Source organism: Bryobacter aggregatus MPL3 (genome assembly GCF_000702445.1).
In the GTDB taxonomy this organism is placed as follows: Bacteria; Acidobacteriota; Terriglobia; order Bryobacterales; family Bryobacteraceae; genus Bryobacter; species Bryobacter aggregatus.
Genome location: NZ_JNIF01000004.1, coordinates 621,035 through 644,924 on the forward strand (window position 1 = coordinate 621,035; position 23,890 = coordinate 644,924).

The window sequence follows — 23,890 nt, forward strand, 5'->3', positions numbered from 1 at the left end:
CTGCAACAGCTAAACGAGAATCCCCTTCACAACCTCTCCGAACACGTCGGTGAGCCGGAAATCTCTCCCTGCATAACGATGTGTCAGTTTTGTGTGATCCATTCCCGTTGCGTAGAGCATCGTTGCGTGCAGGTCATGAATGGACACTCGATTCTCTACAGCCTTGAACCCGAAATCATCGGTGGCTCCATAAGCAATCCCACGCCGGAAGCCACCGCCAGCTACCCACATCGTGTAGCCATAAGGATTGTGATCGCGCCCCGTACCACTCTCTGAGACGGGCGTCCTGCCAAACTCACCACCCCAGACGACAATGGTTTCATCCAATAAGCCCCGCCGCTTCAAGTCGCGAATCAAGGCTGCCGCCGCCTGGTCCATGCTCGGACAATTCTTGCGGTAGTTCTCGGGCAGATCCTTATGGTCGTCCCAGTTCCCCAGACCAACATGGACATAGCGTACGCCACGCTCCACCAGTCTGCGGGCGAGCAAGCAGCCGTTGCCCGAGTTGTTCATCCCATACTCCGTGCGCACCGCCTCTGACTCCTTCCGCACATCGAAGGCGTCCATTGCCGCTGACTGCATCCGATAGGCTCCCTCCATCGATTGGATGCGCCCCTCCAGAAATTCATCCTCGCCAAAGCCCTTTGAGAAATCGCGATTCATCGCCTGCACTGCATCGAGTTGCTTGCGTTGCGCGGCGCTGTCAAGCCACTTGTTCTGCAGATCCGGAATCATCTTCTCCGGCTCGACAGATCCAATCTCAAAGGGAGTTCCCTGGTGCTCGGCGGGCAGAAAACCGGCGCGTGTTGCCGAACCGCCCAGCCCACCGCCATTTCCAGGCGCGAGCGCAACAAAGGAAGGCAGATTCTCATTCTCCGAGCCCAGTCCATAGGACATCCAAGAACCCATCGACGGCCGGTTCAGCAGAATACTGCCGGTGAACCAGAGGCTCAAGGCCGGCGTGTGCGTCGGGTTGAAGGAGTACATCGACCGGATGACGCAAAGCTCATCGGCGACCGATGCCAACTGGGGAAGGATGTCGCTGATCTCGAGCCCACTCTGCCCACGCTTCTTGAACTCAAACGAGGTCGGCAGCAGCCCACCAGTTTGCCGTTCGGTTCGCAAATCGACACTTCCCGGTCTCTGCCCTTGATACTTCAACAGATCGGGCTTGGGATCGAACATGTCCACTTGCGAGGGGCCGCCGGTCAGCCAAAGGCTGATGACATGCTTTGCCTTGCCCGGGGTCCGAGGTCCTGTATAGTGATGCAAGCTCGCCGCCGCTGCTTCTTCGCGCGCGAAGATTTCGGTCAGTGCGACAGAACCCAAGCCGCCAAACATATGGCGCATCAAGTCGCGCCGTGATCGTCGTTGCATCATGGCCAGAAGATCTCCTCATTGGTTGCCAGCAAAATCTGGGCGTACTGCTCTACGCTGCCACCCTGCAGATAGGTCAAGGCGCGATCCAATTCTGTTGCGGTTGGCTCGCGGCTCAGAATCTTGCGGAAGAGCGCTTTCAATTGAGCGCTCTGGTCGGTCTCCTTTGCAACGCTGGCCGCTAGCGCTCCGGCAGCTTCGTGGACAAAGGCGCTATTCAGGACAAACAGTTGTTGCAGGGGGGTGATCGTCAACTCGCGCCCGCCTGCGGTCTGCATCGGGTCCGGAAAGTCATAATTCTTCAACAGCGGACTCATCCGGCCCCGGCTCACACGCGCGTAGACGGTTCGCCGGAGATTGGTTGCTGCAGAGACATCCTCAGACGGCCCGTACATCTTCTCGTCCAGCCGTTCGGAACTGCGCAGCAGCGTATCGCGATACGCCTCCACATCGAGCCGTCGCGGATTCATACGCCAAAGGAGTGCGTTGGTGGGGTCTGCCTGCAATCCGGCCGCACGCGGCTGGCTCGACTGGCGATAGGCCTGTGACATCAGGATCTCCCGATGCAGCCACTTCAGTGACCAGCCATGGCGGATGAAATCCGCAGCGAGATTGTCCAACAATTCCGGATGGGTCGGTTTTTCGCCTTGGACACCGAAGTCGCTCGGAGTACCTACCAGCGCCTTGCCGAAGTGCCAACCCCAGACGCGATTCACAATGATACGCGCCGCCAGTGGTGCCGAGTCGGTGAAGATCTTTTCGGCGAGTTCCAGTCGTCCCGATCCATTCTTGAAGTTCGGATCGCTTTGGGCCAGAACCGCCGGAAAGTGCCGGGGCACCACCTCGCCAGGGCTGGCGTAATTGCCACTGCGCAATACCGGAAAGTCTCTCGGTTCGCCGGTCTTGTAATGGATGATCGTCACCTGCGGATCGCTGCCATCGATATACTGAGCCGCCTCGAAGACGGCATTCATGAAGGGTTCGGTCGAAGTCTGGTTTTGACGCCGGGCCCGTGCCGCTGCTGCCGCCGCCGCTGCAGCAGCGGGATCGGCCGGCGCTCCGGCCGGCGGACGAGGAGCAAAGTTCCAATACCTTTCGAGATTCTGCACGAGCTTGGGATACTTCTCCTGGTAGCTGAGCGCTTCGGTTTTCAGCTGCTCAATCTCCAGCTTCCACTTGGCGACGCGCTCCTCGGAGCCCACTACTGTTGAGGCTTCTCCGGTCAACAGATTGGCGAGATAGCGCAAATCAAAGAGCCGGTTCTGCAGCCAGGCAAAGCGTTGCTCGACCTCGGGGGGCACCTCAAAGAGCGGGCGCTGGGCTCGCATGGTCGAAGCAAAGACACCCACCAGGCCGTAATAGTCCTTGGTCGGGATCGGATCGAATTTGTGATCGTGGCAGCGGGCGCAAGCGACGGTCATTCCTAAGAGGCCGCGTGATACGGCATCCACACGTTCATCGAGATCGTCGCTGAAAAAGCCGCCGATCACTTGTTCCGACAAGCGAAGATCCTTATGGTAAACCGGCGCGGCTCCCAGATAACCGAGGGCCCGCAGGTCTTCGCGAGGCGTTCCGGGAATCAAATCTGCTGCCAGCTGCAGCTTCACAAACTTGTCATAGGGAACGTCTTTGTTGATCGCGTCGATGATCCAATCCCGATAGCGCCAGGCATAGGGATAGCCGGGATTGGTTGCCTCGCCGGTCGGATTGTCTTCGCCGAAACGGGCGACGTCCATCCAGTGGCGGCCCCACTGTTCTCCATAGCGGGGAGAGGCGAGCAATTGGTCGATGAGCCGCGTGTAGGCATCAGGCTTTGTGTCGGCGGCAAAGGCTTCTACTTCCTCATAGCTCGGTTTATAGCCGACGAGATCGACATAGACGCGGCGCACGAGGGTTCGCGCGTCGCTTGGGGGAGAGAAGCCGAGACCCTTGGCTTGCAGCTTGGCGAGCAGGAAGGCGTCGATCGAGTTCTGTGACGTCGTCTGCAGGGGCTGGAAGGCCCACCACTTCTTGCCATCCTCGACGGACATTCCCTTCAGTGCGGCGGTGGCGCCGGCGATTTCGGCTCGCGGATCGACGGCGCCCGCGGCAATCCACTGCCGGAAGTCGGCGAGCACTGCCTCCGGCAGCTTGCCGGAAGGCGGCATCTGCAGGTGGGTGTCGGTATAAGACAGCGCTTTGAGCAGCAAGCTCTCGTCCGGTTTGCCGACTACCAGGCCGGGACCAGAGGCTCCGCCGCTGCGGATTCCAGCCTTAGTATCGGCACGGAACGAACCCATGGGCGATTTAAGCTTCGAGGAGTGGCAGCCATAGCATTTACTGGCAAGCACAGGGCGAATTTTTGATTCAAAAAAGGCGAGATCGGAGTCTTGTGCTGCCAATGGCGCGCAGATCGCCAAGCTAAGCCAAGGGAACAGCAGGCGTCGATTCATTCAGCTCCTCAAAGTCCCTGTCAGAAAGGGATTTCTGAATGAAATTATATCGATTCGGTCGGGCGGAAACTACAGATCTCTCCTAGAAGGTCGTCCCAGGCTTCTGATGGATCTCTCCGCAGCACTTGCCGAGCGGCAACAGCTTCCCAGGGTTCAAGCGGCACTCCGGATCAAACAGATTCTTGAAGTCCTTGATCATCTCAAGCGTGTCATCGGAGAATTGCTGCGCCATCAGTTCCATCTTCTCCATGCCGACACCATGCTCGCCGGTAATCGAGCCACCTACTGAAATGCAGTAGGCGAGAATCTCATCGCCTGCCAGTTGTGCGGCGCGGAGTTGGCCCGGAATCCGGGCATCGAACAAGATGATCGGGTGCATGTTGCCGTCACCCGCGTGGAAGATGTTGGAGATCTTCAATCCATACTTCTCGCCAATGCGATAGATCTCGAGCAGCGTTTCAGTAATCTTGGTCCGCGGCACCACGCCGTCCTGCACATAGTAGAACGGACTCATCCGGCCCACAGCGCCAAAGGCGTTCTTGCGGCCCTTCCACAGCAGATCCCGCTCCGTGGCGTCTTTTGCGATTCGGAACTCGCGGCAATGGCAAGCCTCGCAAGCCAGGCGAACCTGCTCCACCTGTTCTTCGACGGCCTCCGTCAGTCCTTCCATCTCGATCAGCAATACGGCTTGTGCGTCGAGCGGATAACCAGCATGCGTTGCTTCTTCCACCATGCGCAGCATCTCGCCGTCGAGCATCTCCACCGCCACCGGCGTGATCGCCCGCGCCGTAATCTCAGACACCGTATTGGCCGCATCCTCGGTGGTGTTATAGATGGCGAGGACGGTCTTGACCAGTTCCGGCTGGCGCATCAGCCGCAACGTCGCGCCGGTAACCAGCGCCATGGTGCCTTCTGATCCGGTGATGATTCCCGTCAGATCGTAGCCGGGCAGATCCTGCTCCGGACCACCGGTCTCAAAGGAGGTGCCGTCGGGCATCAATACGTGAAGGCCTAAGACGTGATTCGTGGTGACGCCATAGGCCAACGTGTGGGGCCCTCCCGCGTTCTCGGCGACATTGCCGCCAATCGTGCAGGCACGCTGCGAACTGGGGTCTGGCGCGAAAAAATAGCCGTCGCGCTGCACGGCCAGCGTTACATCGAGATTCACGACACCCGGCTGCACTTGCATGCGCTCATTGGGGAGATCGATCTCTTCGATCTGATTCATGCGCGCAAAACTCACCATCACGCCGCCGTAGCGGGGGATTACGCCACCGGAGAGTCCGGTGCCGGCGCCGCGGCCGACAAACTGTAGATTCTCTTTGCGGGCCAGGTCTACCACGGCCTTGACCTGCTCCCGAGTACGCGGAAAGACGACCAGATCGGGCTTGTGCTTGTCGACACCGCCGTCGTACTCATAGAGCGTCAGATCTTCAGCGCGGTCGAGGACGGCGCGGTCTCCCAGCAGTTGTTTAAAGGAGCTTGCGGATACGGGCAATGACATTTGGGTTCATCCAGGCTTCTTCGCCAATCATCTTCTCTACCACTTTGCCGGACTTGTCGATGATATAGGTCTCCGGGTATTTGTAGGTGCCATATGACGCGGGGATCAATGCACTCCCGTCGCGATAGGTCTCGAACTGGATGTTTGCATCCTTCAAGAACTTCTTGTACTTCGCTTCATCGTGGTCGACGGAGATGCCGAGCACGGTCACTCCTTCGGGAGCCATGATCTGCGCAAACCGGTTCAGCGACGGCATCTCATCGACACACGGCTTGCACCAGGCGGCCCAGAAGTTTAAAACCAGAACTTTGCCTTGGAAGTTGGAGAGGGAGATCGATTTGCCTCGATCGGTGGTGACGGAGAAGGCGGTCGCCTGATCTCCCTGGTTGACGATCTTCTCGCGCAAGGTGTCCGCGATGATGTAGAACATCACCGCGAGAGTGAGCGCGATACCGATCAAATAAATTCGCGATGATGGAGAAGAGGGCGCGGACGCCTTGGCATTTGCCATGTACTCCCATTTTAGGGAATCGCGAGCCGTACGTCGAACATCTCTTAAATTGGATAAAAATGTTGATCACTCGCCGGGTTGAATTCTCGGCTTCTCATCGTTGCGCTGTCCCCGGTTGGACAGACGAACAGAATCAGGCTGTCTTTGGCCCCGAGGCGAGCCGTTACAGTCATGGGCATAACTATGTCCTCGAGGTCACGCTGAGCGGGGAAGTGGATCCCGTTACCGGCATGATCGTCGATCTGAAGGACGTCAAGGAAGTGTTGCATCGCGAAGTGGTCGATCCGATGGACCATCGCGATCTGAATGCGGAGGTTCCGCCCTTCGACCATATCGTGCCCACTCCGGAGAACATTGCGATGGAGATCTGGCGCCGGATCGTGCCTCATTTCTCAACGCCCACCGTGAGCTTGCACGAAGTGCGCCTGTATGAGACAGAGCATCTTTATGTGGAGTATCGAGGCGAATGACTTTAACCACCCGATATCCGTTTTCAGCCTCGCACCGCTTGCATGCTGCCTCGCTGAGCGAGCGGGAGAACCAGCAGATCTATGGAAAGTGCAACAATCCCTTTGGGCATGGGCACAATTATTGGATTGAACTCACGGTGCGCGGCGAAGCGGACCCCGTGACGGGGATGATCGTGGAGCGTAAGCGCCTCGATCGTTTGATGCATCAGGAAATTCTTCCGCATGTGCAACACCGGGATCTGAATGCAGAATTGAAAGAGCTCAATGGATTGGTGCCCACCACCGAGAATCTTGCGCTCGTTCTGGCAAAATTGATCGATGCCGGCTGGCCCGCTCATTTTCCAGAGCAATCTGTGCGCTTTGAGCGGATTCGCATTCACGAGACCAAGAACAATCGATTTGAGATGGAAGCAGATGAAGTTAGGGAATAACGCGGGAACAGTGGAGATGAAGAAGTCTGAGGAACGAGGTCCGATCGGGGACATGTATGAGGAGATCCTGAAGGATCTGGGCGAGAATCCAGGCCGGGAAGGTCTGGTGCGGACTCCTCTGCGTGCCGAGAAGGCACTGAAGTTTCTCACCAGCGGCTACCAGCGGGACATTCACCAGATCGTGAATAACGCGCTGTTCGCTGCCGAGAACGACGACATGGTTCTGGTGAAGGACATCGAATTCTACTCGCTGTGTGAGCACCACATGCTGCCCTTTTTCGGGAAGGTGCATGTCGGCTATCTGCCAAACGAGAAGATCATCGGTTTGAGCAAGATTCCTCGGATTGTCGATGCCTTTGCCCGCCGCCTGCAGGTGCAGGAACGGCTCACACAGCAGATTGCCGAGACGCTGATGGAGATCCTCGAGCCGCGCGGTGTCGCGGTGGTCAGCGAGGCGCAACATTTCTGTATGATGATGCGGGGTGTGGAGAAACAGTCGAGTTCTACGATCACCTCAGCGATGCTGGGCGAGTTTCGCAACAACAAGGCGTCCAAGGACGAATTCCTCGCGCTGATGCGTACGAACTTGCGTTAGCCTAACCTTGATGGTCGAAAACTTCCGCAACTTCGAGACTGGCCCCGATCCCTTTGGCCGTACCTGGAAGATCACATTCCGTTGGCAGCAGAATGCAATCTCCATCCGTCATGCGGACACGGTCGATACGAAGTGGGAAATCGAGTGCGATGGCGAAGCCCAGGAAAAGATTGTCGCCCTGCCGCTTCCGGTACTGATGAAGCTCGAACATCCGATCACCGATTTCTGGTGTATGAAGCTGGGCGCCTTGCACCTGATCGATATGATTTCAAGCTGGCAGGATATGGACAAGGAATTGGTCACCCTATCCCAAGCCGAAGCGGATGCCCTGAGCAAGCGGTAGTTCGTCCGAATAGTTGATCGTCACCGTCTGCCGCCGCATGTAGGCTTTCCACGAATCGGTGCCTGACTCGCGGCCGCCGCCTGTTTCCTTCTCGCCGCCAAAGGCCCCGCCGATTTCAGCGCCAGAGGTTCCGATGTTGACATTGGCGATGCCGCAATCAGAACCACGAGCCGACAGGAAGGCCTCCGACGACTTCAAGTTTGTCGTGAAGATTGCGCTCGATAAGCCTTGCGGCACTTCGTTGTTCCAGGCAATCGCTTCGTCGAGGTGATCGAAGACGATCGTGTGGAGAATCGGGGCAAAGACCTCCTCGTGCACGATCGGCATCTCATGTTTGGAGGCGGCAATGGTCGGCTCGACGAAGTTGCCTTGGATCACCTTGCCACCATAGAGGATGGCTCCGCCTTCGGCAGCAATCCGCGTCACCGCCGTCAGGTAGTTTTCTACGGCCTGCGCGTTGATCAACGGACCCATCAGCGTTGCCGGGTCGAGCGGATCTCCGATCCGGACATGGCCGTAAGCCTCGATCAGACGGGCGCGAAACTGTTCCGCAATCGAGCGATGTAGGAAGAGGCGGCGCAGGCTGGTGCAGCGTTGTCCGGCGGTGCCCACTGCGGCAAAGAGGCAGCCGCGCAAGGCCAGATCCATGTCCGCATCGGGCATGACGATGATTGCGTTGTTGCCGCCCAATTCCAAGAGCGTGCGGCCCAGACGGCGTCCCACCCGCTCAGCGACAATCTTGCCCATGCGGCTGGAGCCCGTTGCCGAAATCAGTGGCAGGCGCTTATCGTCAAGCATCGCCTCGCCGATGGTGGGCACGTCGCCGATGAGCAGGCTGAAGACTCCGGGTGGGGCGCAACGAGCGACAATCTCCTGGATGGCGACGGCGGTGCGCGGCGTCAGCTCCGATGGTTTCCAGATGACCGTGTCGCCGCAGACGGCGGCAATCAACGCGTTCCAGGCCCAGACGGCGACCGGGAAGTTGAAGGCGGTGATGACGCCCACCGGGCCGAGCGGATGCCACTGCTCGTAGAGCCGGTGGCCGGGCCGCTCGGAGTGCGTGGTCAGGCCGTAGAGCTGGCGCGAGAGGCCAACGGCGAAGTCGGCGACATCGATCATCTCTTGCACTTCTCCCAGGCCCTCCTGGAGTATCTTGCCGCTCTCGAGGGCGACCAGACGACCTAGCTCTTCTTTGTTCGCGCGGAGCGCTTCCGCGATTTCGCGGACGATGGCCCCTCGCTGCGGGGCAGGGACGAGCCTCCACTTTTCAAAGGCGGCGAGGGCGGCGAGAACCGTGCTTTCATAGTCTTCGCGGGTGGCAAACTGGATTTTGTCAAGCATGAGAAGCCTTCCGGACCGACGGCAAAGCTGCGCCCGAGAGCCCTGATCTCATGGTCTAACACTTCGACCAAGCGCTGCTGGAAGCCCGGCTCGGCCCATTGCGGCTGCTCATAGTGGTCGAGAATCTTCAGTGCTGCCTCGCGCGTGGTGGCTCCATTGGGTTTGCTCGCCCGGATGTGGAAGGGGTCTCCAATGATGGGATTGTCTGTCGCCTCGACGGCCATCTTCGCCAGTGCTGCCGGGTCGCAGGGCAGAATCGGCGCGAGCGTCGCGTAGACATTCAAGCCGGCCTCGCGCAGCGCGGCAATCGTCCGCAGGCGATCGGGAATCGATTCGCAACGCGGCTCGAAGATCTTGCGGATGCGATCGTCATCGGTGGTGAGCGAGAAGCTGATGCGCAAGTCCGTGTGCTCGGCGACGGCCTGTAGCAGCTGGACGTCGCGTAGGATGTTTGCCGAGCGGGTCTGCAGCACGAAGAGTTTGGGGGGATGGATGTAGATCTGCTCGAGGATCTTCGGCATGATCTCCTGGGTGATCTCGGCGGGCTGGTAGGGATCGGTAAGCGGCGAGCAATAGATCAACTGGTCGTCGCGCAGCTCGCGTGCCAGTAGTTCCGGCGTGTTCGTCTTATAGGTGGTGAATTCGCCCCAATGCTGCCAGTCCTCTGGTTTCAATCCGGCCTGGATGCGCATCGTGGGGACATAGCAATAAGAACAGCCGTAGGTGCAGTTGCGCGCGGGCGTGAGCGAGTGCGTGAAGCCTGCTTCCTTGAGGAACCCGGAAACCGGCGATAGAATCCGGCGGGCCTTGGTCTCGTGGATGGGGAGGAGCCGCATCGCTATAAGCCCTCCGGCATCTTGTCCGGCTCCGAATGTTCGAGCTCCACCAGAGCAAACAGATTGTGGCGGATGGTGGTGCAGATGTCCTCTAAGGGCAGATCGTTCTCGTCGAGTCCAAAGGGACCTTCGATCTCGACGCCGATCTCTTCAATGCCAAAGAAGACGTAGCTGATGACCAGCGTGTCGAGGACCGTCGCCCAACCGTAGGTGTCGACCAACGCAAAGGGGAGCGAGAAGCAATAGACCACCAAGGCGCGCCGCAGGTGGACCACATAGGCAAAGGGCAGAGGAGTTTTGCGGATGCGCTCGCAGCCACCGAGGTAGTCAATCAGGAGTTGGACGTTCTGGTCCATGCTGGCAAGAATGATGTCGGTGATGGCCCCACGCCGCCGGGCCTCCTGGAGCGCGAAGGTCATCTGCGTGGCAATCGTCAGGGGCGGGTGTTGGGATTCCAGCATTCCAGCGATCTTTGCCCCGCGCAGATGGTACATGCAGGCTGCGGCAAAATCGACGTTGAGTTGCGCCAGATGTACAACCAAATCCCGCTCGCCAGAGAGATGCACTGTGGCCTGCCGTACCAGATTCCGCGTCTCATTGACGATCCCGCCCCAGAGCTTCCGGCCTTCCCAATAGCGGTCGTAGGATGCGTTGGTGCGGAAAACAAGAAGCATCGAAAGAGCCAGGCCGACGAGCGTATGGAGCAGCGAGGAAATATTGACGTCGTGATAGTTCTTGTCAAAATAGACGACGCCTGCAGACCAGAAAACGCAAATGAGAACGCGGCCGCTGATCTCTTTGACCAGCGAGCCGCGAATATCGAAGAAGTGGTCGAGCCACTTATGAGGGTCGTAGGTGATCAATCAATTTGAGCCTAGCACTCGCGGAGGAGCCTTCTTGACGTACTTGTCGAACCATTGGATCTGTTCGTAAAGAACGTGTTCGGTGCTCTCCTTGGCTGCATAGCCGTGTGCCTCATGAGGAAGCGTCACATAGCGTACCGTGCCGCCGTTCCCTCGAATCGCCAGGTACATGCGTTCGGATTGGATCGGAAAGGTGCCGGTATTGTTGTCTGCCTCGCCGTGGATCAGAAGGAGGGGCTCCTTGATTTTGTCTGCGATCAGGAAGGGCGACATCTTGAGGTAGGTGTCCTTGGCCTCCCAGAAGGTGCGGCGCTCATTCTGGAAGCCGAAAGGCGTTAGCGTGCGGTTGTAGGCTCCGGAGCGGGCGATGCCAGCCCGGTATGAGCCAACAGATTGGCGGTCATAAAGGCGCCATAAGAATGGCCACCGACGCCGACGCGGTCGGGATCGGTCACCCCCATCGCTACGGCCTTGTCGATGGCGGCTTTGGCCGATGTCGTGAGTTGCTCAACATAGGTGTTGTTGGCCTCATCGGGAGAACCAACGATGGGGATGGTCGCGCCGTCGAGAATCGCATACCCTTCGAGCAGAAAGAACAGGTGGGAGTAGCCGGTGATGCTGGTGAAGCGCTTGGTAGAGCCAGAGATCTGCCCGGCCGTATCTCCATCGGTGAATTCTACCGGATAGGCCCAGACAACGGTGGGCAGCCTGGTGCCTTGCTTGTAGCCCGGGGGGAGATAGAGCGTGAAGCTCAAGTCCACGCCGTCAGCGCGCTTGTACTTGACGAGTTGCTTGGTGATGCCGCGAAGCTGGGGCGCAGGGTCCGCGAAGTTGGTGAAGGTATCGAGAGAACCTTTGTTGTCGCGGATGAAGAAGTTCGGCACCTGCGTGGGGGATTCGCGGCGCGTGAGGAAGCGAGAGCCGTCGTCGCTGAGCAGCGCGACTACGGTTTCATAGTGATCGGCATCGCATTGGAAGAGTCGCTCGGTCTTGCCGGTGACGGGGTCGAGGCGGTCGAGAAAGGGTCTGTCGCCCTCTGCCGATGCGCCGTCGCCAGTGAGGAAAAAGTAGCCGCCCGATTCGGCGAGAACACGCTGCCCGTTGGGTAGGGTCTGGGTGAGGAAAGTGCCGGGATTGCGATAGCGATCCTGCTGATTCCGTTCGTTGAGAATCTTCGCCGGAGCGCTGGGATTCTTCGGGTCGATCAACATGGTGCGCAGCCAGCGGCGTTGGCGTTCCATGTCACTGACGATGAGGGCGTTGCCCTTGGCGCTCCAGAGCAGCTTTCCGGTGAGCCGTTCCTTGGTTTTGATGAGTTCTGCCGGGGCAGTCTTGAAGGGCGCCTTGGTTGAGAGGACGCGGTCGCGATTGGGAACCTTCTCCTTCGGATTGCCGCCATCGAGAGCTTCTACCCAATAGAGGCTGGCTGTTTCTGACGGGTTCCAATCGACACCGCGCGGGCCTGTGCTGACGCCACCCAACGGGATGCGTTCCTGCATCGGTACGCTGGCAATCTTGTACTCAATGAGGCCCGAACGATTCCAGACCTCAATCTCTTTGGGAAAGTTCGCGAAGGTCAACACATAAGAGAAGGGCTTGTGGATCTGGGTGACAAGCAGATGTTGGCCATCCGGTGAGGGCTGCTGGTCGATGATGAGCGCCGGCTTGCCGACTGTTGTGAATTGACCGGTGGCTGCGTTCACCAGGGCCAGTTGGGACTGCGCGAAATAGGCAAAGAGTTCCTCGTCGTGGGGGTTCTTGAGCAGGTCCTGGTAGGTCGGTGTGGCGCCGGTCTTTCCAGAGGTCTCCTGGATTGCAGGAGAGTTGGGGGTGGTGGGTTGCTCGGGCATCTTGCCACGAGTGGGAGGAACCAGCCGGACGAGCAGAGTACGCGAATCGGGCATCCATTCGACTGCGTCGCCGATGGATGCATTGATCGCAGCCTTCTCGATCTTCTTGAGGCGGTCTGTTGCCGTTTCTCCGATCCAGAGCTCCAGGCTGCTGGGAGTATGATTCAGAAGCGAAAAGAAACGGCCATCCGGGGCCAATGGAGCCCGGTGAGAGCGGCCTTAGCGGGCAGGTCGAGCTTGGTGACCTGCCCGCCATCGATCTTTTGGAGGAAAGCCGATTGCCCGTAAGCAATCAGGTGGGGGCCGGAGTTGGCCGGGTCGATTCGAAGACCTGCCAGGCGCAGCATGGGCTTGGCGAGGTCAGCGATGGTTGGGTTGCGCACCATATCCATGAACAGAACGTGGGTCCGGGTAGGGTTGACGTTGGGTGTCGGAGTTCCTGGAGCGTTAAGCACGTCCAGAATCGCCTTTGGGGGGTTCTGATACCCCGTCTGGGCGAAGATAGAAAAAGCAGTGAGCGCAAACAGCAGCAGTCGCATAGATATGTCTCGGCGGACTTTTCTGCATGTCGGTTACGCCATGAGCGGGAATGGACAGCCGAGGGAGATCTGGCATGACCAGGATGGCGGTTGGGAAGATATTGCCGCGCTCGCGATTCTCTTGCGCAGTCCGGATGTGAAGGTGATGGGGATCACCATTACGAACGGAATTGCGGATCCGCAGACCGCTCGCCAACGGACGCAAATGCTGCTCGATGCACTCTCAGAACGTGAGGCGAAGCTGGTTGATGCGATTCCGGCCGGTGAAGAGATTCTGGCAACCGGTCCGCTGACGCGAGTCGCCGCCATGATCCGTTCCAAGCAAAAGCCGAAGAGCGTGACCTGGATGGGGGGTGCGATTCAGGCGCCGGGGAACGCTCCAGGGAATGCGGAATGGAATGCCGCTCAGGATCCCTCCGCGTTGCGGACTGTCTTGTCGAGCGGAGTGCCATTGACGCTCTGCCCGCTGGACCTGACGAATCAGTTTCGTAGTACACCTGATGTGGTGCCCGGCGCCGGTACTGTACAGGAGCAGTTGCGTGCTGCGTATCGCGAGAAAGATCGCTATTTCTGGGATGAAATCGCCGCGGCCTGGATTGTGGTTCCGGGACTCTTTACAGAGAAATGGCTCCATATCCAAGCCGATCGTAAAGCCAGGCTGCGGCAAGAAAGTACTGGGTGGAGGGTGAGAGTGTTGCAAGGCTGCGACACCCGTGGCTTTCTAGGTCTCTTAACCCAGACTTTTCGATTTTAGAAGAGCTGCTGCGAGTTATGGCGACTTTAGTTTCCAAATTTTTCCCGTGAAATTCGAGGTAAGAATTTCTATTTCTGGTTCATACCTGTGCAGAATAAATTCCTCAATATTTTTGAAATGAAGACGCGCTGGGTTCGTATTTGGCCAGATTTTTAGAATTTCACTATCGCTGAAATAAAACCAAAAGATGAACTGAGGAGGCTTTCTGTGGAGGTCCGCTAGCACTTGTTGCTCATCTTGGGCCGTCATCATCCCGGGTTGGAGGAACTCATACCGAGTCGGATTCTCAGCATGTAATAACGGGTAGAGCGCTGTGAAGTACGGATAGGCAAACAGGGTCGAACCCTCCGGGATTGCAGCGTAAATCGATTGGACTGATGCGATGCTGTGTTCGTCCCCCACTAGTTTTCCGGCACGGGAATCGAAGTCCATCTTCTTTCCGAAGGTCGAAAGTATGAGCACGAGGAGGAAGACTGCCGGCATTAGCAGCGTGGCTTGGGCAGGGGGAAGGAGAGCCTCGGGGAGCTGCTTCCAGATCATCGCAATCGCCATTCCTAGGAATGGCCCCATCAGGAACATCAACTGCAGCGCATCCCACTTCGGTAATGCGGTAGGAAAAACCGCGACAACAAAGAGGAGGGGGAAGATCAGGTCTTGTTGTTTGCGAAGGAGGATCAAGAGCAGGCCGAGTGCAGCGACGATCGGCGGAAGCCAGACACTGAGCAGGATGTGGGGCAGGTAGTGCAGGGGAATCTCATTGAAGTAGTATCCGTAGCCGACTCGATTCGCTTCTGCGTAATTGACAATGACCCACTTCATGTTCTCGATCATGGGGAGAAGGGCTCCCTGTACGGTGAGAACGATTAGAGGGATCGTACCCGCGACCATGGCGCCAGTGAGGAAGGGCAGCAGGTATTGTCTTGCTTGAATTGCAAGATAGATCGTAATGATCAAGAGCGGCCATACAAAGCTCTGGGTGGTCCAGCAAGCGAGGGAAAGGAAAGCCCCGGCGAGTGCAGCGTTACGGCGGGAAAAGTGTTGAGCAGAGAAGAAGCAAACCGCAGCAGCCGAGTAGAAGGCCATGCTTAACCAGCGGTGGTTGACTTCCAATCGATTCCAGAGGTCCATTGTGATTGTGAACCAGAGCGCGACGGCACAGAGTCCAGCACGCAAGCTCGCGATGCGGTGGACGAGGCAGAGTATGCCAGTGGCGATCATGCCTATGGAGATCGCCACTGGCAGCCGCAGGAATGGAATATTCCGTCCGAAGAAGAATTCGAATACTGCTTCTGTCCAGTAAATTATTGGGCCGGTGAATGCGAAAAAATCGACATAGGGAATCTGTCCCTGGAGGAGGCGATGTCCGCCCTGTAGGTAGATGCCCTCATCAATGCTAGGAGAAAGAAGATGAGCGGTCAGAAACCAAGTGAGACAGCTTGTAATGGAGAATACGAGAATTGCAGGGAGTCGCAGGGAAGGGCGCGCGGGACTTGTCATTTGGGCGATACAAAAGAAAAAGGCCACACCGAAGTGTGGCCCTCTCCTTTTAGGAAATTCCTAACTTTAGCGACGACGACGAGCGATCGAAGCGATTCCGACCAGGCCGGCGCCGATGAGGGCAACGGTGCTGGGTTCCGGAACTTCACCAGGCAGGCTGTAGGTATAGGTGTAGCGAACGGTGCCGCTATAGCCTTCAGAACCTGAATTGACACCAGTCAGCGTTACGGTCGTTCCAGCAAAGGTGTCAGCGTTGATCGCGTAGCTGGAATAAGCCGGCGATGCTAGATCCTTTACGGTACCGTTACCGGTCTGGGTAACAGTGGAGATGACCGGGCTGAAATTGCCGTTCGCGACTGCATAGGTGATGGTGACGCTGATCGGCGGGGTGCCAACGTCTGAGTAGGTGTAATCGGCCATGAACTTCAATTCGAGGTTGGAGATGTTCCCACCAATGATGGAAAAGCTCGGGCAGCTCAATGTGGCAGAAGTTGCAGGGGAATTGCTGGCTTCGAATAAGGTAGTACCGCACAGACCACTGACGGTAGCGCCAAACGAAGACAAACTCATTGCTGTCAGAGCAGCCAACAGCATAAGGAATTTTTTCGTCAAGATTATCCCTCCTAAGAGATATTGAAATTGAGTGTAGGGTGAACCCTATCACCCACTTCATGTCGAGTATAAGTAAGGGAACCTGAATCGTCAAGCCAGTTGGCCCTAGAAAGAGACAATTTTGTTGTGCGGAGGACACAGACCGTACTGTACGGACAGTCAGCGTGATTCCTGAGCACTGAAACGTTCTCTAATGACCTCTCGTCGTATCAATTGAGAATAAAATATTAGGAGGATGTACACCCCTTGACTCGTTTTTTGGTCACTGGAATCGCTTTTTTACAACTTTTCATATACACAGGCCAGGCCGAGCAGGCTTTCCCTGCAAATGACATTCAAGATGACAGCGTAGACTGGCAATCTTTAACGAAGCAAAGCCTGTTTTTCTTAGGAATTCAACATGGATTTCGCCTGGCAACTGAGCCGGGAACGCGAGATGGATTAAAAGGACCTTTTTGGAAGGGGTACTACAATTCTTTATCGAATCTCCATGGGTGGGCTGACGGAGATCCGTTCTACGTAAACTACGTAGGACACCCGATGCAAGGTGCGGTGTCGGGATTTATTTGGGCACAAAACGACCGGAAGTATCAGAAGGTCGAATTCGGGAATACACCTGAGTATTGGAGGAGCCGGCTGCGTGCCACTGCTTTCTCCTGGGTTTACAGCACGCAATTCGAGATTGGTCCGCTGAGCGAGGCTTCGATTGGAAAGGTGCAGAGCCAGTTTCCGCAGCAGGGCTTTGTTGACCATGTCGCTACGCCGGTGATTGGCACCGGATGGATGATTGCGGAGGATTTTCTCGATCGCTATGTGATCAAGAAATTTGAAGATCGCTACGAGAATGTGTTTGCACGCATGATGGTGCGCGGCTGGCTGAATCCGTCGCGAAGCTTTGCGAACCTTCTGCGCTTCAAGGAGCCGTGGTATCGCGATGCCCGGCCAGGAATCGCGGTGTACCGAAACCAGTTGGCGCCGGCGGCGGAGCGGAAGCCCCGGGAGCCGAAGCCACTGAACGAAGAGCCGTGGAAGATTGTCGCACCCTTTGAGTTCACGCTTGCGCCGCAGTATTTACTGAGTCCGGTGGGGAAGGATTCGCTGCAGTGCGTGGGGGGCGTCGGAACGGCGCAGTGGAATGTCGGAAAGCACCACAGTTGGGTGGCTGAGGTGGGCGGCTGCAAAATGATTGATCTGCAGACCAATTTTTCGGGCGACATCATGACCTACATGGTCGGGCCGCGGTGGACCCAACGATCGGGCCGCTGGATGCCTTACGCGCAAGTTCTGGTGGGTGGCAAGCGGATTACGATCGATGAAGCGCTGCCGGACAAAAAAGCGGAGCTGGAACTGCTGTACCCAGGCAAGCCGCTTGGCGCGGAAGTCCATGATTTGTGGACCACTACGCACCAGGCGAATGGCTTTGCGTTCAGTGTCGGTGGCGGGTTGGATTACGGTCTGACGCGAGCGGCGACTCTGCGGCTGGCCAGTCTCGAGTACAGCCATGCCTGGTTGCCTCGGCCGGAAATCGCCAGCTATCCGGACACTTTCCGAATCAGTCTGGGGATGACCCTTCGGATGGGTACGTGGTAAGAATTGTCCTAGAGCGATTAAGAGCTTTGTACCATTGCGGTCCTACATTTGAGGGCTGATCATCGAGAGATGAGATTTGTGGTGCTGCTGTTGGGGATGGGGATGTTGGTTGTGGGGGCTCCGGTGAAAAAGACGGCGGAGCCTCCCAAACGGCCGAAAGACAATAATTGCGTCGATACGCCGCGGATTGCAGCCCGCAAGATGAAGAAGCTCGATGCATCTCAACTGCTGGGCAAAGAGCTGGATGGTGTCCGGCTTGGATTGAGCGTGAATTCCGCTCTGGACCTGAATCTGGAGATGGAATCCCCGAACGAGCAGAATGCAGATCAACTCGAAAAGATGGTCGGCCTGTTGGTCCGTGCAGAGAAGTTGAAGACCTCTGCCAGCGATCGCATTTCGATCGATCTTCCGGCGGCAACCCGGGTGAAGAAGTCAGGCAAAACCGTGATGGCGACCATCTCACTCACCGATGCCCAGCTTGAGAAACTGCTGGAAGCCCGCTATGGGCGCAAGTTGGTTTCTGAGGTGCGGAGCCGCTTCATTTATGTCTACGGCTTGCGGGAAGGCACGCGGAGCATTCCATTCGATGTGCCGGGTTCGGTCGCGAAATAGAGGGCCATTGCTCCTCCGCGCGGATCGATGCCGTTGATCGCTTTGCGATTGAGATAAGCTGCGAGGGTCGGCTGCTTGCCGGTGGACTCACAGACGCCCTGGAGTTCCCCACGGCGATTGGAGCGGGCGCTGATTGCTGCCCAGGCTTTTTCGACAGACCTGCGATAGCCGCGAGCGGGCAGCCAGCCGTTCGCAATCCCCTTCTGAAACGCCGCGCCGATCATGGCCGTGGCGCTGAACTCTTCATAGGCGTTGGGGTGGTCGATTACTTGACGCCATAGACCATGGGGAGTTTGCCAACGGACGAGTGTGGCGCAGAGCTTGGTGAAGGCAGGGCGAAGTGCGCTGGGCGCTGGTTGGGCTTCGAGCGCGAGGGCGAGTCCAAGGACTGCAAAGGCGTTTCCTCGACCCCAGGCTGCCTCGCAGAGAGGCGAATGGCGCCAGAGGCCATCGCTTCGCTCGCAGAGCTTCTTGAGTGCGTGGAACTGAAAGACTGCTTCGTCAATGCGTCCGGCGTGGCTCAGGATGGGGCAACCCATGAAGACACCATCACTCATTTCGTTATAGAGCGGCAGTTGGGCCAGCTCTGCTGCGGCCTGCACCCGTTCGCGATAGAGCTCTTTGCCCGTTCTCTTGGCCAAATCTGCAAAGAGGAGATGACCGCTCAAGTGGCTGGCTGTTGCTTTCTCGAGGCTAGAGCCGAGAAAGGGCTGGACCATGGCTTCGACCTGCTCCAGTGCGCCTAGCCTGAGGCGGCCGAGTAGTGCAAAGGACTGGATGTAGACCACTTCAGTGAGTTGCTGCCCGTAGACGGCGGCCAACTCACGGGCACGATCTGCGGGCTTCGCCAGTGCGAAGAGGGCTAGAAAATCGCGACGAAGCATGTTAGGGAAGCTCGTCAGGATCCTCGTCTTCGGTTGCGGTGCTTGATCGCGCGGGGGCCGTGGGCTCTTTCTCAAGGAAGGAGCGGCCTTTCTCCATCCACTCCGGCTTGGGCTGGCTCATCAGGTTGTAGTCGAAGAACTCCTTGAGGCGTGCGGAGTAGTGCTTCTGATTGGCACGGATTCGTAGGTTGTGCGGCTCGCCGTTGTAGTTGAACATGTAGACCTCTTTGTTCAAACGGCGGAGTGAGAGATAGAATTCGATGCCCTGATACCAGGGCACGGCGTCGTCGGCATCGTTGTGCATCATGAGCAGCGGCGTCTTCACCTGATCTGCGCGGAAGACTGGTGAATTTTCGATAAAGCGCAGCGGGTATTGCCAGGGTGTGCCGCCGATGCGGCTTTGGGTTCGTTCGTATTGGAACTGGCGAGGGATCCCAGGGCCCCAACGGATGCCGTTGTAGGCGCTGAACATGTTGGCGACAATGGCGCCGGGCGCGGCCGCCTTGAACAGGTTGGTGCGGGTAACCATGTAGGCGATCTGGTAGCCGCCCCAACTATGTCCCTGGATGCCGATGCGCGTCTCGTCGATGTAGCCTTCCTCGATCAGTTTCTGGATCGCGGGCAGGACGCAGTTCATGGCGCTGTCGCCGGGGTAGCCGACGCGGTAGCTGATGTCGGGCGTGAGGACGATGTAGCCGTTGGAGACATAGATCGGGATGTTGATCGAGTTCGTCGGACGGGGTTCGGCGAAGGTATTGACGTTCTGGCTGAGCCGTTCGTAGATGTAGATGAGCAGCGGGTACTTCTTGGTGGGATTGAAGTCCTCGGGCTTATAAACGGCTGCTTTGAGCGCCTGGCCGTCGTTGGAACGGAAGTTCATCAACTCGGAATTGCCCCAGTTGAAGCCGGCGATCTGGGGATTCGCGTCAGAGACCTTCTGGAAGGTTCTCATATCACTGTTGGTGAGGGTGAGGTCGGGGTATTCGCGGAAGCTGGACTGGGTGAGCAGGAACACGTCTGCATTCTTCGCCTTGACCGGAGCGGTGAAATTTTTATTCGACCAGATGAGTTGCCGCGGCTCCGCGGTGCCATCGATCGTATCGATGAAGAAGCCGGTCTCCCGGGTCTCTATGGATTCGGCGCGGAGCAGCAGTGGTTTGGCGGGATCGAAGCCTTCGGGTCGCTCTTCGGTCTCTGGGCGGACAATGCGGAACTGGATGGCGCGTTTGCGGCCGACGCCATCGGTGAGATTCTTGGCCTGCCGGCCATCCGGTGCGTTCTGCCAGACGTCGAAACGGTCATAGAGGAGGACGTACTTGCCGTCGCGGCTCCAGCCGCCGGCGCCGTAGGCACCGGGCTTGCCGGGGGCGTCGTAATCCTCGTTGTAGAAGTTGGCGTTGAGCCCGGCCGTGAGATTCGACTCCTGTCCGGTAGCTACGTTGAGGCAGAGCCAGTCTTTGCTGTCGAAGCGAAGGCCGTACTTGCCGTCGGGAGACCAGCTATAGTTGCCGCTACGCTGCTTGCCGAGGAGCTTGCGCTCGCCGGTCAGTGTATTGATGAGGTATTGATCGGCGTATTTGGTGTCGTATTCCGTGATGGAGCGATAGGCGCGGTCATCGAGGCCGAAGGCATATTGCCCATTCTCGTTCGGCGTGATCTCTTGCACTTCCAGATTGGCCAACTGGAGGACTCGATTCTCCGCCAGGTGGAGGACGGCGCGGTAGTTCCGTGCACGGTCCGCACCAATGCGCATCTTCTGCATGGGCTGGATGCTTTCATCTTTCCAGTGCCAGAGGTCGTAGTTCGCTTTCTCGCCATCCTCCGGCTTGGGCCTCGGGCGATTGAGGGCAGTAGGGAAGAACAGATGCGCTCCGTCCCGGGAGAAGCTGAGCGTCCCTTTCTCGGTGAGTTTGAACCCGGCGCCGAGGCCAGGGCTAGAGTTTGAAACGGCAACCCGCGCGGCGCCCGGTTTGCGATCCCACAGATAGACCGTATCGTTTCCCAGGAAGGCGAGTTGCGATTGCTTCTCGTCCCAGGTGAGCTTTGAGTACTTGCCCTTTGCGTTCAGCAACTCCAGTGGGTTTCCTTCCCAGTTGGTGGTCGTCATGGCGAGCACAGCGTCCGCTGTGGCGTAGACGAGGGTCTGGCCATCCTTGCTGAGGGTATAGTCGACGACACCGGGGATGGTCTTTTGCTGGTTGCCGTTGAGGCGAAGAACCGTCAGGGTCTTCTCCTTGTTGTCCTTGAGGAAGGCGAGGATGCCGGATTCGGCAGGGAGTTGGTAGTTCTTAATCTCGGTGAAACGTTGGGGCGTCATCGTCGCAGTGTCAACCAGCACGAGACCGCCTTTCGATTGCTCGCTGGCCTTCTTCTTCAGTTCCTCCTGGTTGGGGAACGTGGTGAAGGCGACAAAGCGGGAATCATTGCTGAAGGTGATCTGCGTGGTGCGTTGTGGCAGCGGAGTTTCGCGTTCCGGATCGGGAGCGGGCGGGGCAGGGCGCGCACCGGCCGGCTCATAGAGCTCCGCTCCGGTATCGAGGTTGCGAATTACAACATTGCCATCACCCTCTTGTGGAAAAAGACCGTAAGCAAGGAACTTCGCGTTCGGGGAGATTTTCTGTCCGGAGATGGACTTCCATGCGTCTGTGTCGGCGTAGGACATTGGACGTTTGGTTTGCGCGGAGAGGGTTGTCAGCAGCGCACAGCATACAAAGAGACTCAGGGCCCGCATGTTGCCTGTAGTTTAGCGTCCTCCTGGGGGCTTCGCTACACTGGATGGATATGAGTGATCTTGAGGCAAAGCCGCCACAAGCGAGTTTCGAATTTCTCATCGCCTCCTTCATCATGCAGGCTCAAATGCAGCTGGGCATGTTCCAGATGCCGGAGGGAGAGGGTGAAGAAAACAAACCGAATCTCGCGTGGGCGAAGCATGCAATCGATTTGCTGGGTGTGCTCGAGGAGAAGACGAAGGGAAATCTGACCCTCGAAGAGAAGAGAATGCTGGAGAATTCGCTGACGGAGCTGCGGTTCCGCTATGTGCAGGCCATCTCGGGGGATACGAAGTAGTTCCTTGGAGAGCGCGGCGCGAATCATCGTTTTAGGTTCTGGGACCAGTGTCGGCGTGCCGATGATCGGTTGCCATTGCCGTGTATGCACGAGTGCCGACCCGAGGGACCGCCGCCTGCGTCCGAGTGTGGCCCTCCAGTTTGGCGATCGGGTGGTCTTGATCGATGCTGGCCCCGACTTCCGGCAGCAGGCCTTGCGAGCGGGTTTGCCACGGATTGATGCCATCCTTCTCACTCACGCCCATGCCGATCATATCCTCGGGCTTGACGACGTGCGGCCCTTCAACTTCCGGCAGAAGCAGACGATCCCGATCTATGCCACGCGCGATGTGATTACGGCTGTCGAACGCATCTATTCTTATGCCTTCGATGACAGGCCGACACAATCGACGAAGCCGAAGCTGATGCTGCATGAGATTGATCGCGAGCCGTTTGAGGCGGCTGGGATTCGCTTCCAACCGATTCCGCTGAGCCATGGGCATGGGCGGAGCACCGGTTATCGATTCGGAGCCGCGGCCTATCTGACCGATCATAATGAGATTCCGGCCGAGAGCATGGCGCTGCTGCAGGATCTGGATGTACTGTTCCTTGATGGACTTCGCTATAAGCCGCATCCGACGCACACGCACATTGCGCGCAGCCTCCAATATGTCGAGAAGCTGAAGCCACAGCGGACTTACCTCACGCACATCTGCCACGATTTGCCGCATGCCCGGACCGAGAGCCAGTTGCCGCCGCAGGTGCGGCTCGCATATGACGGTCTGGAGATCGCAGTGGGATCGGGTGCTTATCGCAAGCAGAGTGTGGTGCCGCAAGTCTATTGGAACCTGTCCGATTTGCCGGCCAACTTTGGGCCCACGGCGGTAGCGGTTGGGAATTTCGATGGTTTGCATGTCGGGCACCGGCAAATTCTGCGCCGCTGCATGCAACTGGCCACAGATCTGGGCTTGAAGCCGACCGTGCTCACCTTTCATCCGCATCCGAAGAAGTTGCTTGCGCCCGACAAAGCGCCAAAAGTGCTGGAACCGATCGCCAAGCGCTTGGAACGGATTGGCGCCGAGGGGATTGCTCAGGTGGTGGTGCTGCCTTTTGATGAGGAGCTTGCCTCGCTGAGCGCGTCTGAGTTTCTGCGCCGTGTGCTGGTGGGCAAGCTCGAGGCTCGCGAGATTCTGGTGGGGGAGAATTTCCGCTTTGGCAATAAGCAAGGCGGCAATGTGTCGTTGCTGCGGGAACTGGCGCCGAAGTTTGGCTACGAAATCGAGATTACCGAGGCCGTTACGACGCGCGGACGCATTGTGTCGAGTTCTGGAATTCGCGAATTGCTGCTCGACGGGCGTGTCGGGCTAGCCAATCGCTTGCTAGGCTATGAGTTTTGCCTCGAAGGAAATGTAGTGAGTGGTGAGGGGGTCGGCCGTAAGGTCACTGTACCGACCTTGAATCTCGATGTCCTGCCGCTCTTCGAGGAAGATCGTGTGATCCCGCGCGACGGGGTGTATATCACGAAGACTTTGGATTTGACAGACGGCCGGAGCTGGCATTCGATCACGAACATCGGTTACCGCCCCACGTTCGGCGCTCATGGCTTGTCGGTTGAGACCTACTTATTGGATCCTTTGGTGGGCGAAACTCCGCAAAGGATCCGGGTGGATTTCTGTGCTTTTGTCCGCGAGGAGCGGAAGTTCGAGAACCCCGACGAACTCAAGGCGCAAATTTTGCGGGATGTTGGACGTGCGCAAGCTTACTGGCGACGGCGTGCACGATGGACCAGCCCGGCATGAAATTTT

Annotated in this window: 22 protein-coding genes and 1 pseudogene; 9 read left to right on the forward strand and 14 right to left on the reverse strand. The window is 57.8% G+C overall.

The features are described from left to right. Positions 1–9 precede the first annotated feature (9 nt). The 4 genes from M017_RS0122425 to M017_RS0122440 all read right to left on the reverse strand — a co-directional run bounded on the left by M017_RS0122425 (position 10) and on the right by M017_RS0122440 (position 5,773). Positions 10–1,380, reverse strand: coding sequence for a DUF1501 domain-containing protein (locus M017_RS0122425; protein ID WP_031500436.1), 1,371 nt, complete (start codon positions 1,378–1,380; stop codon positions 10–12). Beyond that, positions 1,377–3,809: a PSD1 and planctomycete cytochrome C domain-containing protein gene (locus M017_RS0122430; protein ID WP_051670738.1), complete on the reverse strand. Its 2,433-nt coding sequence runs from the start codon at positions 3,807–3,809 to the stop codon at positions 1,377–1,379. The genes M017_RS0122425 and M017_RS0122430 overlap by 4 nt, the downstream gene beginning before the upstream one ends. 82 nt (positions 3,810–3,891) lie before the next feature. Next, positions 3,892–5,313, reverse strand: a complete 1,422-nt coding sequence (locus tag M017_RS0122435) for an FAD-binding oxidoreductase (protein ID WP_031500440.1) — start codon at positions 5,311–5,313, stop codon at positions 3,892–3,894. Beyond that, the gene (locus tag M017_RS0122440; protein WP_051670739.1) at positions 5,282–5,773 is read right to left on the reverse strand and encodes a TlpA family protein disulfide reductase; all 492 of its coding nucleotides are present in this window, start codon (positions 5,771–5,773) and stop codon (positions 5,282–5,284) included. The genes M017_RS0122435 and M017_RS0122440 overlap by 32 nt, the downstream gene beginning before the upstream one ends. 110 nt (positions 5,774–5,883) lie before the next feature. On the opposite strand from M017_RS0122440, the gene M017_RS0122445 reads away from it, so the two are divergent. From M017_RS0122445 to M017_RS0122460, 4 genes are read left to right on the forward strand one after another with little or no spacing between them, the layout of a single operon-like run. Then, on the forward strand, positions 5,884–6,294 hold the full coding sequence (locus M017_RS0122445; RefSeq protein WP_031500444.1) for a 6-pyruvoyl trahydropterin synthase family protein: 411 nt from the start codon (positions 5,884–5,886) through the stop codon (positions 6,292–6,294). Further along, positions 6,291–6,725, forward strand: coding sequence for a 6-carboxytetrahydropterin synthase (locus tag M017_RS0122450; RefSeq protein WP_031500446.1), 435 nt, complete (start codon positions 6,291–6,293; stop codon positions 6,723–6,725). Before M017_RS0122445 ends, M017_RS0122450 begins: the two co-directional genes overlap by 4 nt. A 16-nt stretch (positions 6,726–6,741) precedes the next feature. Beyond that, the gene (folE, locus tag M017_RS0122455) at positions 6,742–7,320 is read left to right on the forward strand and encodes a GTP cyclohydrolase I FolE (protein ID WP_080508098.1); all 579 of its coding nucleotides are present in this window, start codon (positions 6,742–6,744) and stop codon (positions 7,318–7,320) included. A gap of 10 nt (positions 7,321–7,330) precedes the next feature. Then, entirely contained in the window at positions 7,331–7,663 is a 333-nt protein-coding gene (locus tag M017_RS0122460) for a hypothetical protein (RefSeq protein ID WP_031500451.1), read from the forward strand. Here the strand turns inward: M017_RS0122460 and amaB are convergent. The 6 genes and pseudogenes from amaB to M017_RS28185 form a co-directional block, all read right to left on the reverse strand. Further along, complete coding sequence (amaB, locus tag M017_RS0122465) at positions 7,625–9,004, reverse strand: L-piperidine-6-carboxylate dehydrogenase (protein WP_080508099.1); 1,380 nt, start codon at positions 9,002–9,004, stop codon at positions 7,625–7,627. The two genes, M017_RS0122460 and amaB, sit on opposite strands and share 39 nt — an antisense overlap. Before the next feature lie 275 nt (positions 9,005–9,279). Then, positions 9,280–9,840 (reverse strand): annotated as a pseudogene (locus M017_RS30500) (SPL family radical SAM protein); the annotation flags it as partial. Between the two features lie 2 nt (positions 9,841–9,842). Beyond that, on the reverse strand, positions 9,843–10,703 hold the full coding sequence (locus M017_RS0122475; RefSeq protein ID WP_031500456.1) for a bestrophin family protein: 861 nt from the start codon (positions 10,701–10,703) through the stop codon (positions 9,843–9,845). Next, positions 10,704–11,072 carry an alpha/beta hydrolase family protein gene (locus M017_RS29985; RefSeq protein ID WP_238326054.1) on the reverse strand — a complete coding sequence of 123 codons (369 nt, stop codon included), beginning with the start codon at positions 11,070–11,072 and terminating at the stop codon, positions 10,704–10,706. It abuts the gene before it with no gap. Continuing rightward, positions 11,039–12,751 (reverse strand): alpha/beta hydrolase family protein, encoded by a 1,713-nt coding sequence (locus M017_RS29515; RefSeq protein ID WP_051670742.1) that lies wholly within the window; start codon positions 12,749–12,751, stop codon positions 11,039–11,041. Before M017_RS29515 ends, M017_RS29985 begins: the two co-directional genes overlap by 34 nt. Next, positions 12,718–13,092 carry a hypothetical protein gene (locus M017_RS28185; RefSeq protein WP_051670743.1) on the reverse strand — a complete coding sequence of 125 codons (375 nt, stop codon included), beginning with the start codon at positions 13,090–13,092 and terminating at the stop codon, positions 12,718–12,720. The genes M017_RS29515 and M017_RS28185 overlap by 34 nt, the downstream gene beginning before the upstream one ends. 4 nt (positions 13,093–13,096) lie before the next feature. Between M017_RS28185 and M017_RS0122485 the strand changes: the two genes are divergently transcribed. Further along, complete coding sequence (locus M017_RS0122485) at positions 13,097–13,846, forward strand: nucleoside hydrolase (protein ID WP_031500458.1); 750 nt, start codon at positions 13,097–13,099, stop codon at positions 13,844–13,846. A gap of 15 nt (positions 13,847–13,861) precedes the next feature. On the opposite strand, the gene M017_RS0122490 is transcribed toward M017_RS0122485, so the two are convergent. Beyond that, positions 13,862–15,370 carry an ArnT family glycosyltransferase gene (locus tag M017_RS0122490; RefSeq protein WP_031500459.1) on the reverse strand — a complete coding sequence of 503 codons (1,509 nt, stop codon included), beginning with the start codon at positions 15,368–15,370 and terminating at the stop codon, positions 13,862–13,864. 39 nt (positions 15,371–15,409) lie between these two features. Further along, complete coding sequence (locus M017_RS0122495) at positions 15,410–15,955, reverse strand: PEP-CTERM sorting domain-containing protein (protein ID WP_155121568.1); 546 nt, start codon at positions 15,953–15,955, stop codon at positions 15,410–15,412. 540 nt (positions 15,956–16,495) lie between these two features. Between M017_RS0122495 and M017_RS0122500 the strand changes: the two genes are divergently transcribed. Next, entirely contained in the window at positions 16,496–17,545 is a 1,050-nt protein-coding gene (locus M017_RS0122500) for a hypothetical protein (protein WP_031500461.1), read from the forward strand. A gap of 69 nt (positions 17,546–17,614) precedes the next feature. Further along, positions 17,615–18,157, forward strand: a complete 543-nt coding sequence (locus M017_RS0122505; RefSeq protein ID WP_031500462.1) for a hypothetical protein — start codon at positions 17,615–17,617, stop codon at positions 18,155–18,157. Here the strand turns inward: M017_RS0122505 and M017_RS0122510 are convergent. Together M017_RS0122510 and M017_RS0122515 are read right to left on the reverse strand one after the other, a co-directional pair. Further along, complete coding sequence (locus M017_RS0122510) at positions 18,094–19,041, reverse strand: glycoside hydrolase family 88 protein (protein WP_031500463.1); 948 nt, start codon at positions 19,039–19,041, stop codon at positions 18,094–18,096. The genes M017_RS0122505 and M017_RS0122510 overlap by 64 nt on opposite strands. A gap of 1 nt (position 19,042) precedes the next feature. Next, positions 19,043–21,703 (reverse strand): prolyl oligopeptidase family serine peptidase, encoded by a 2,661-nt coding sequence (locus M017_RS0122515; protein WP_155121570.1) that lies wholly within the window; start codon positions 21,701–21,703, stop codon positions 19,043–19,045. 119 nt (positions 21,704–21,822) lie between these two features. Between M017_RS0122515 and M017_RS0122520 the strand changes: the two genes are divergently transcribed. Both M017_RS0122520 and M017_RS30335 read left to right on the forward strand, forming a co-directional pair. After that, on the forward strand, positions 21,823–22,107 hold the full coding sequence (locus M017_RS0122520; protein WP_031500467.1) for a DUF1844 domain-containing protein: 285 nt from the start codon (positions 21,823–21,825) through the stop codon (positions 22,105–22,107). Positions 22,108–22,111: 4 nt separating this feature from the next. Then, positions 22,112–23,884 (forward strand): bifunctional riboflavin kinase/FAD synthetase, encoded by a 1,773-nt coding sequence (locus M017_RS30335; RefSeq protein WP_238326012.1) that lies wholly within the window; start codon positions 22,112–22,114, stop codon positions 23,882–23,884. Positions 23,885–23,890: the final 6 nt, after the last annotated feature.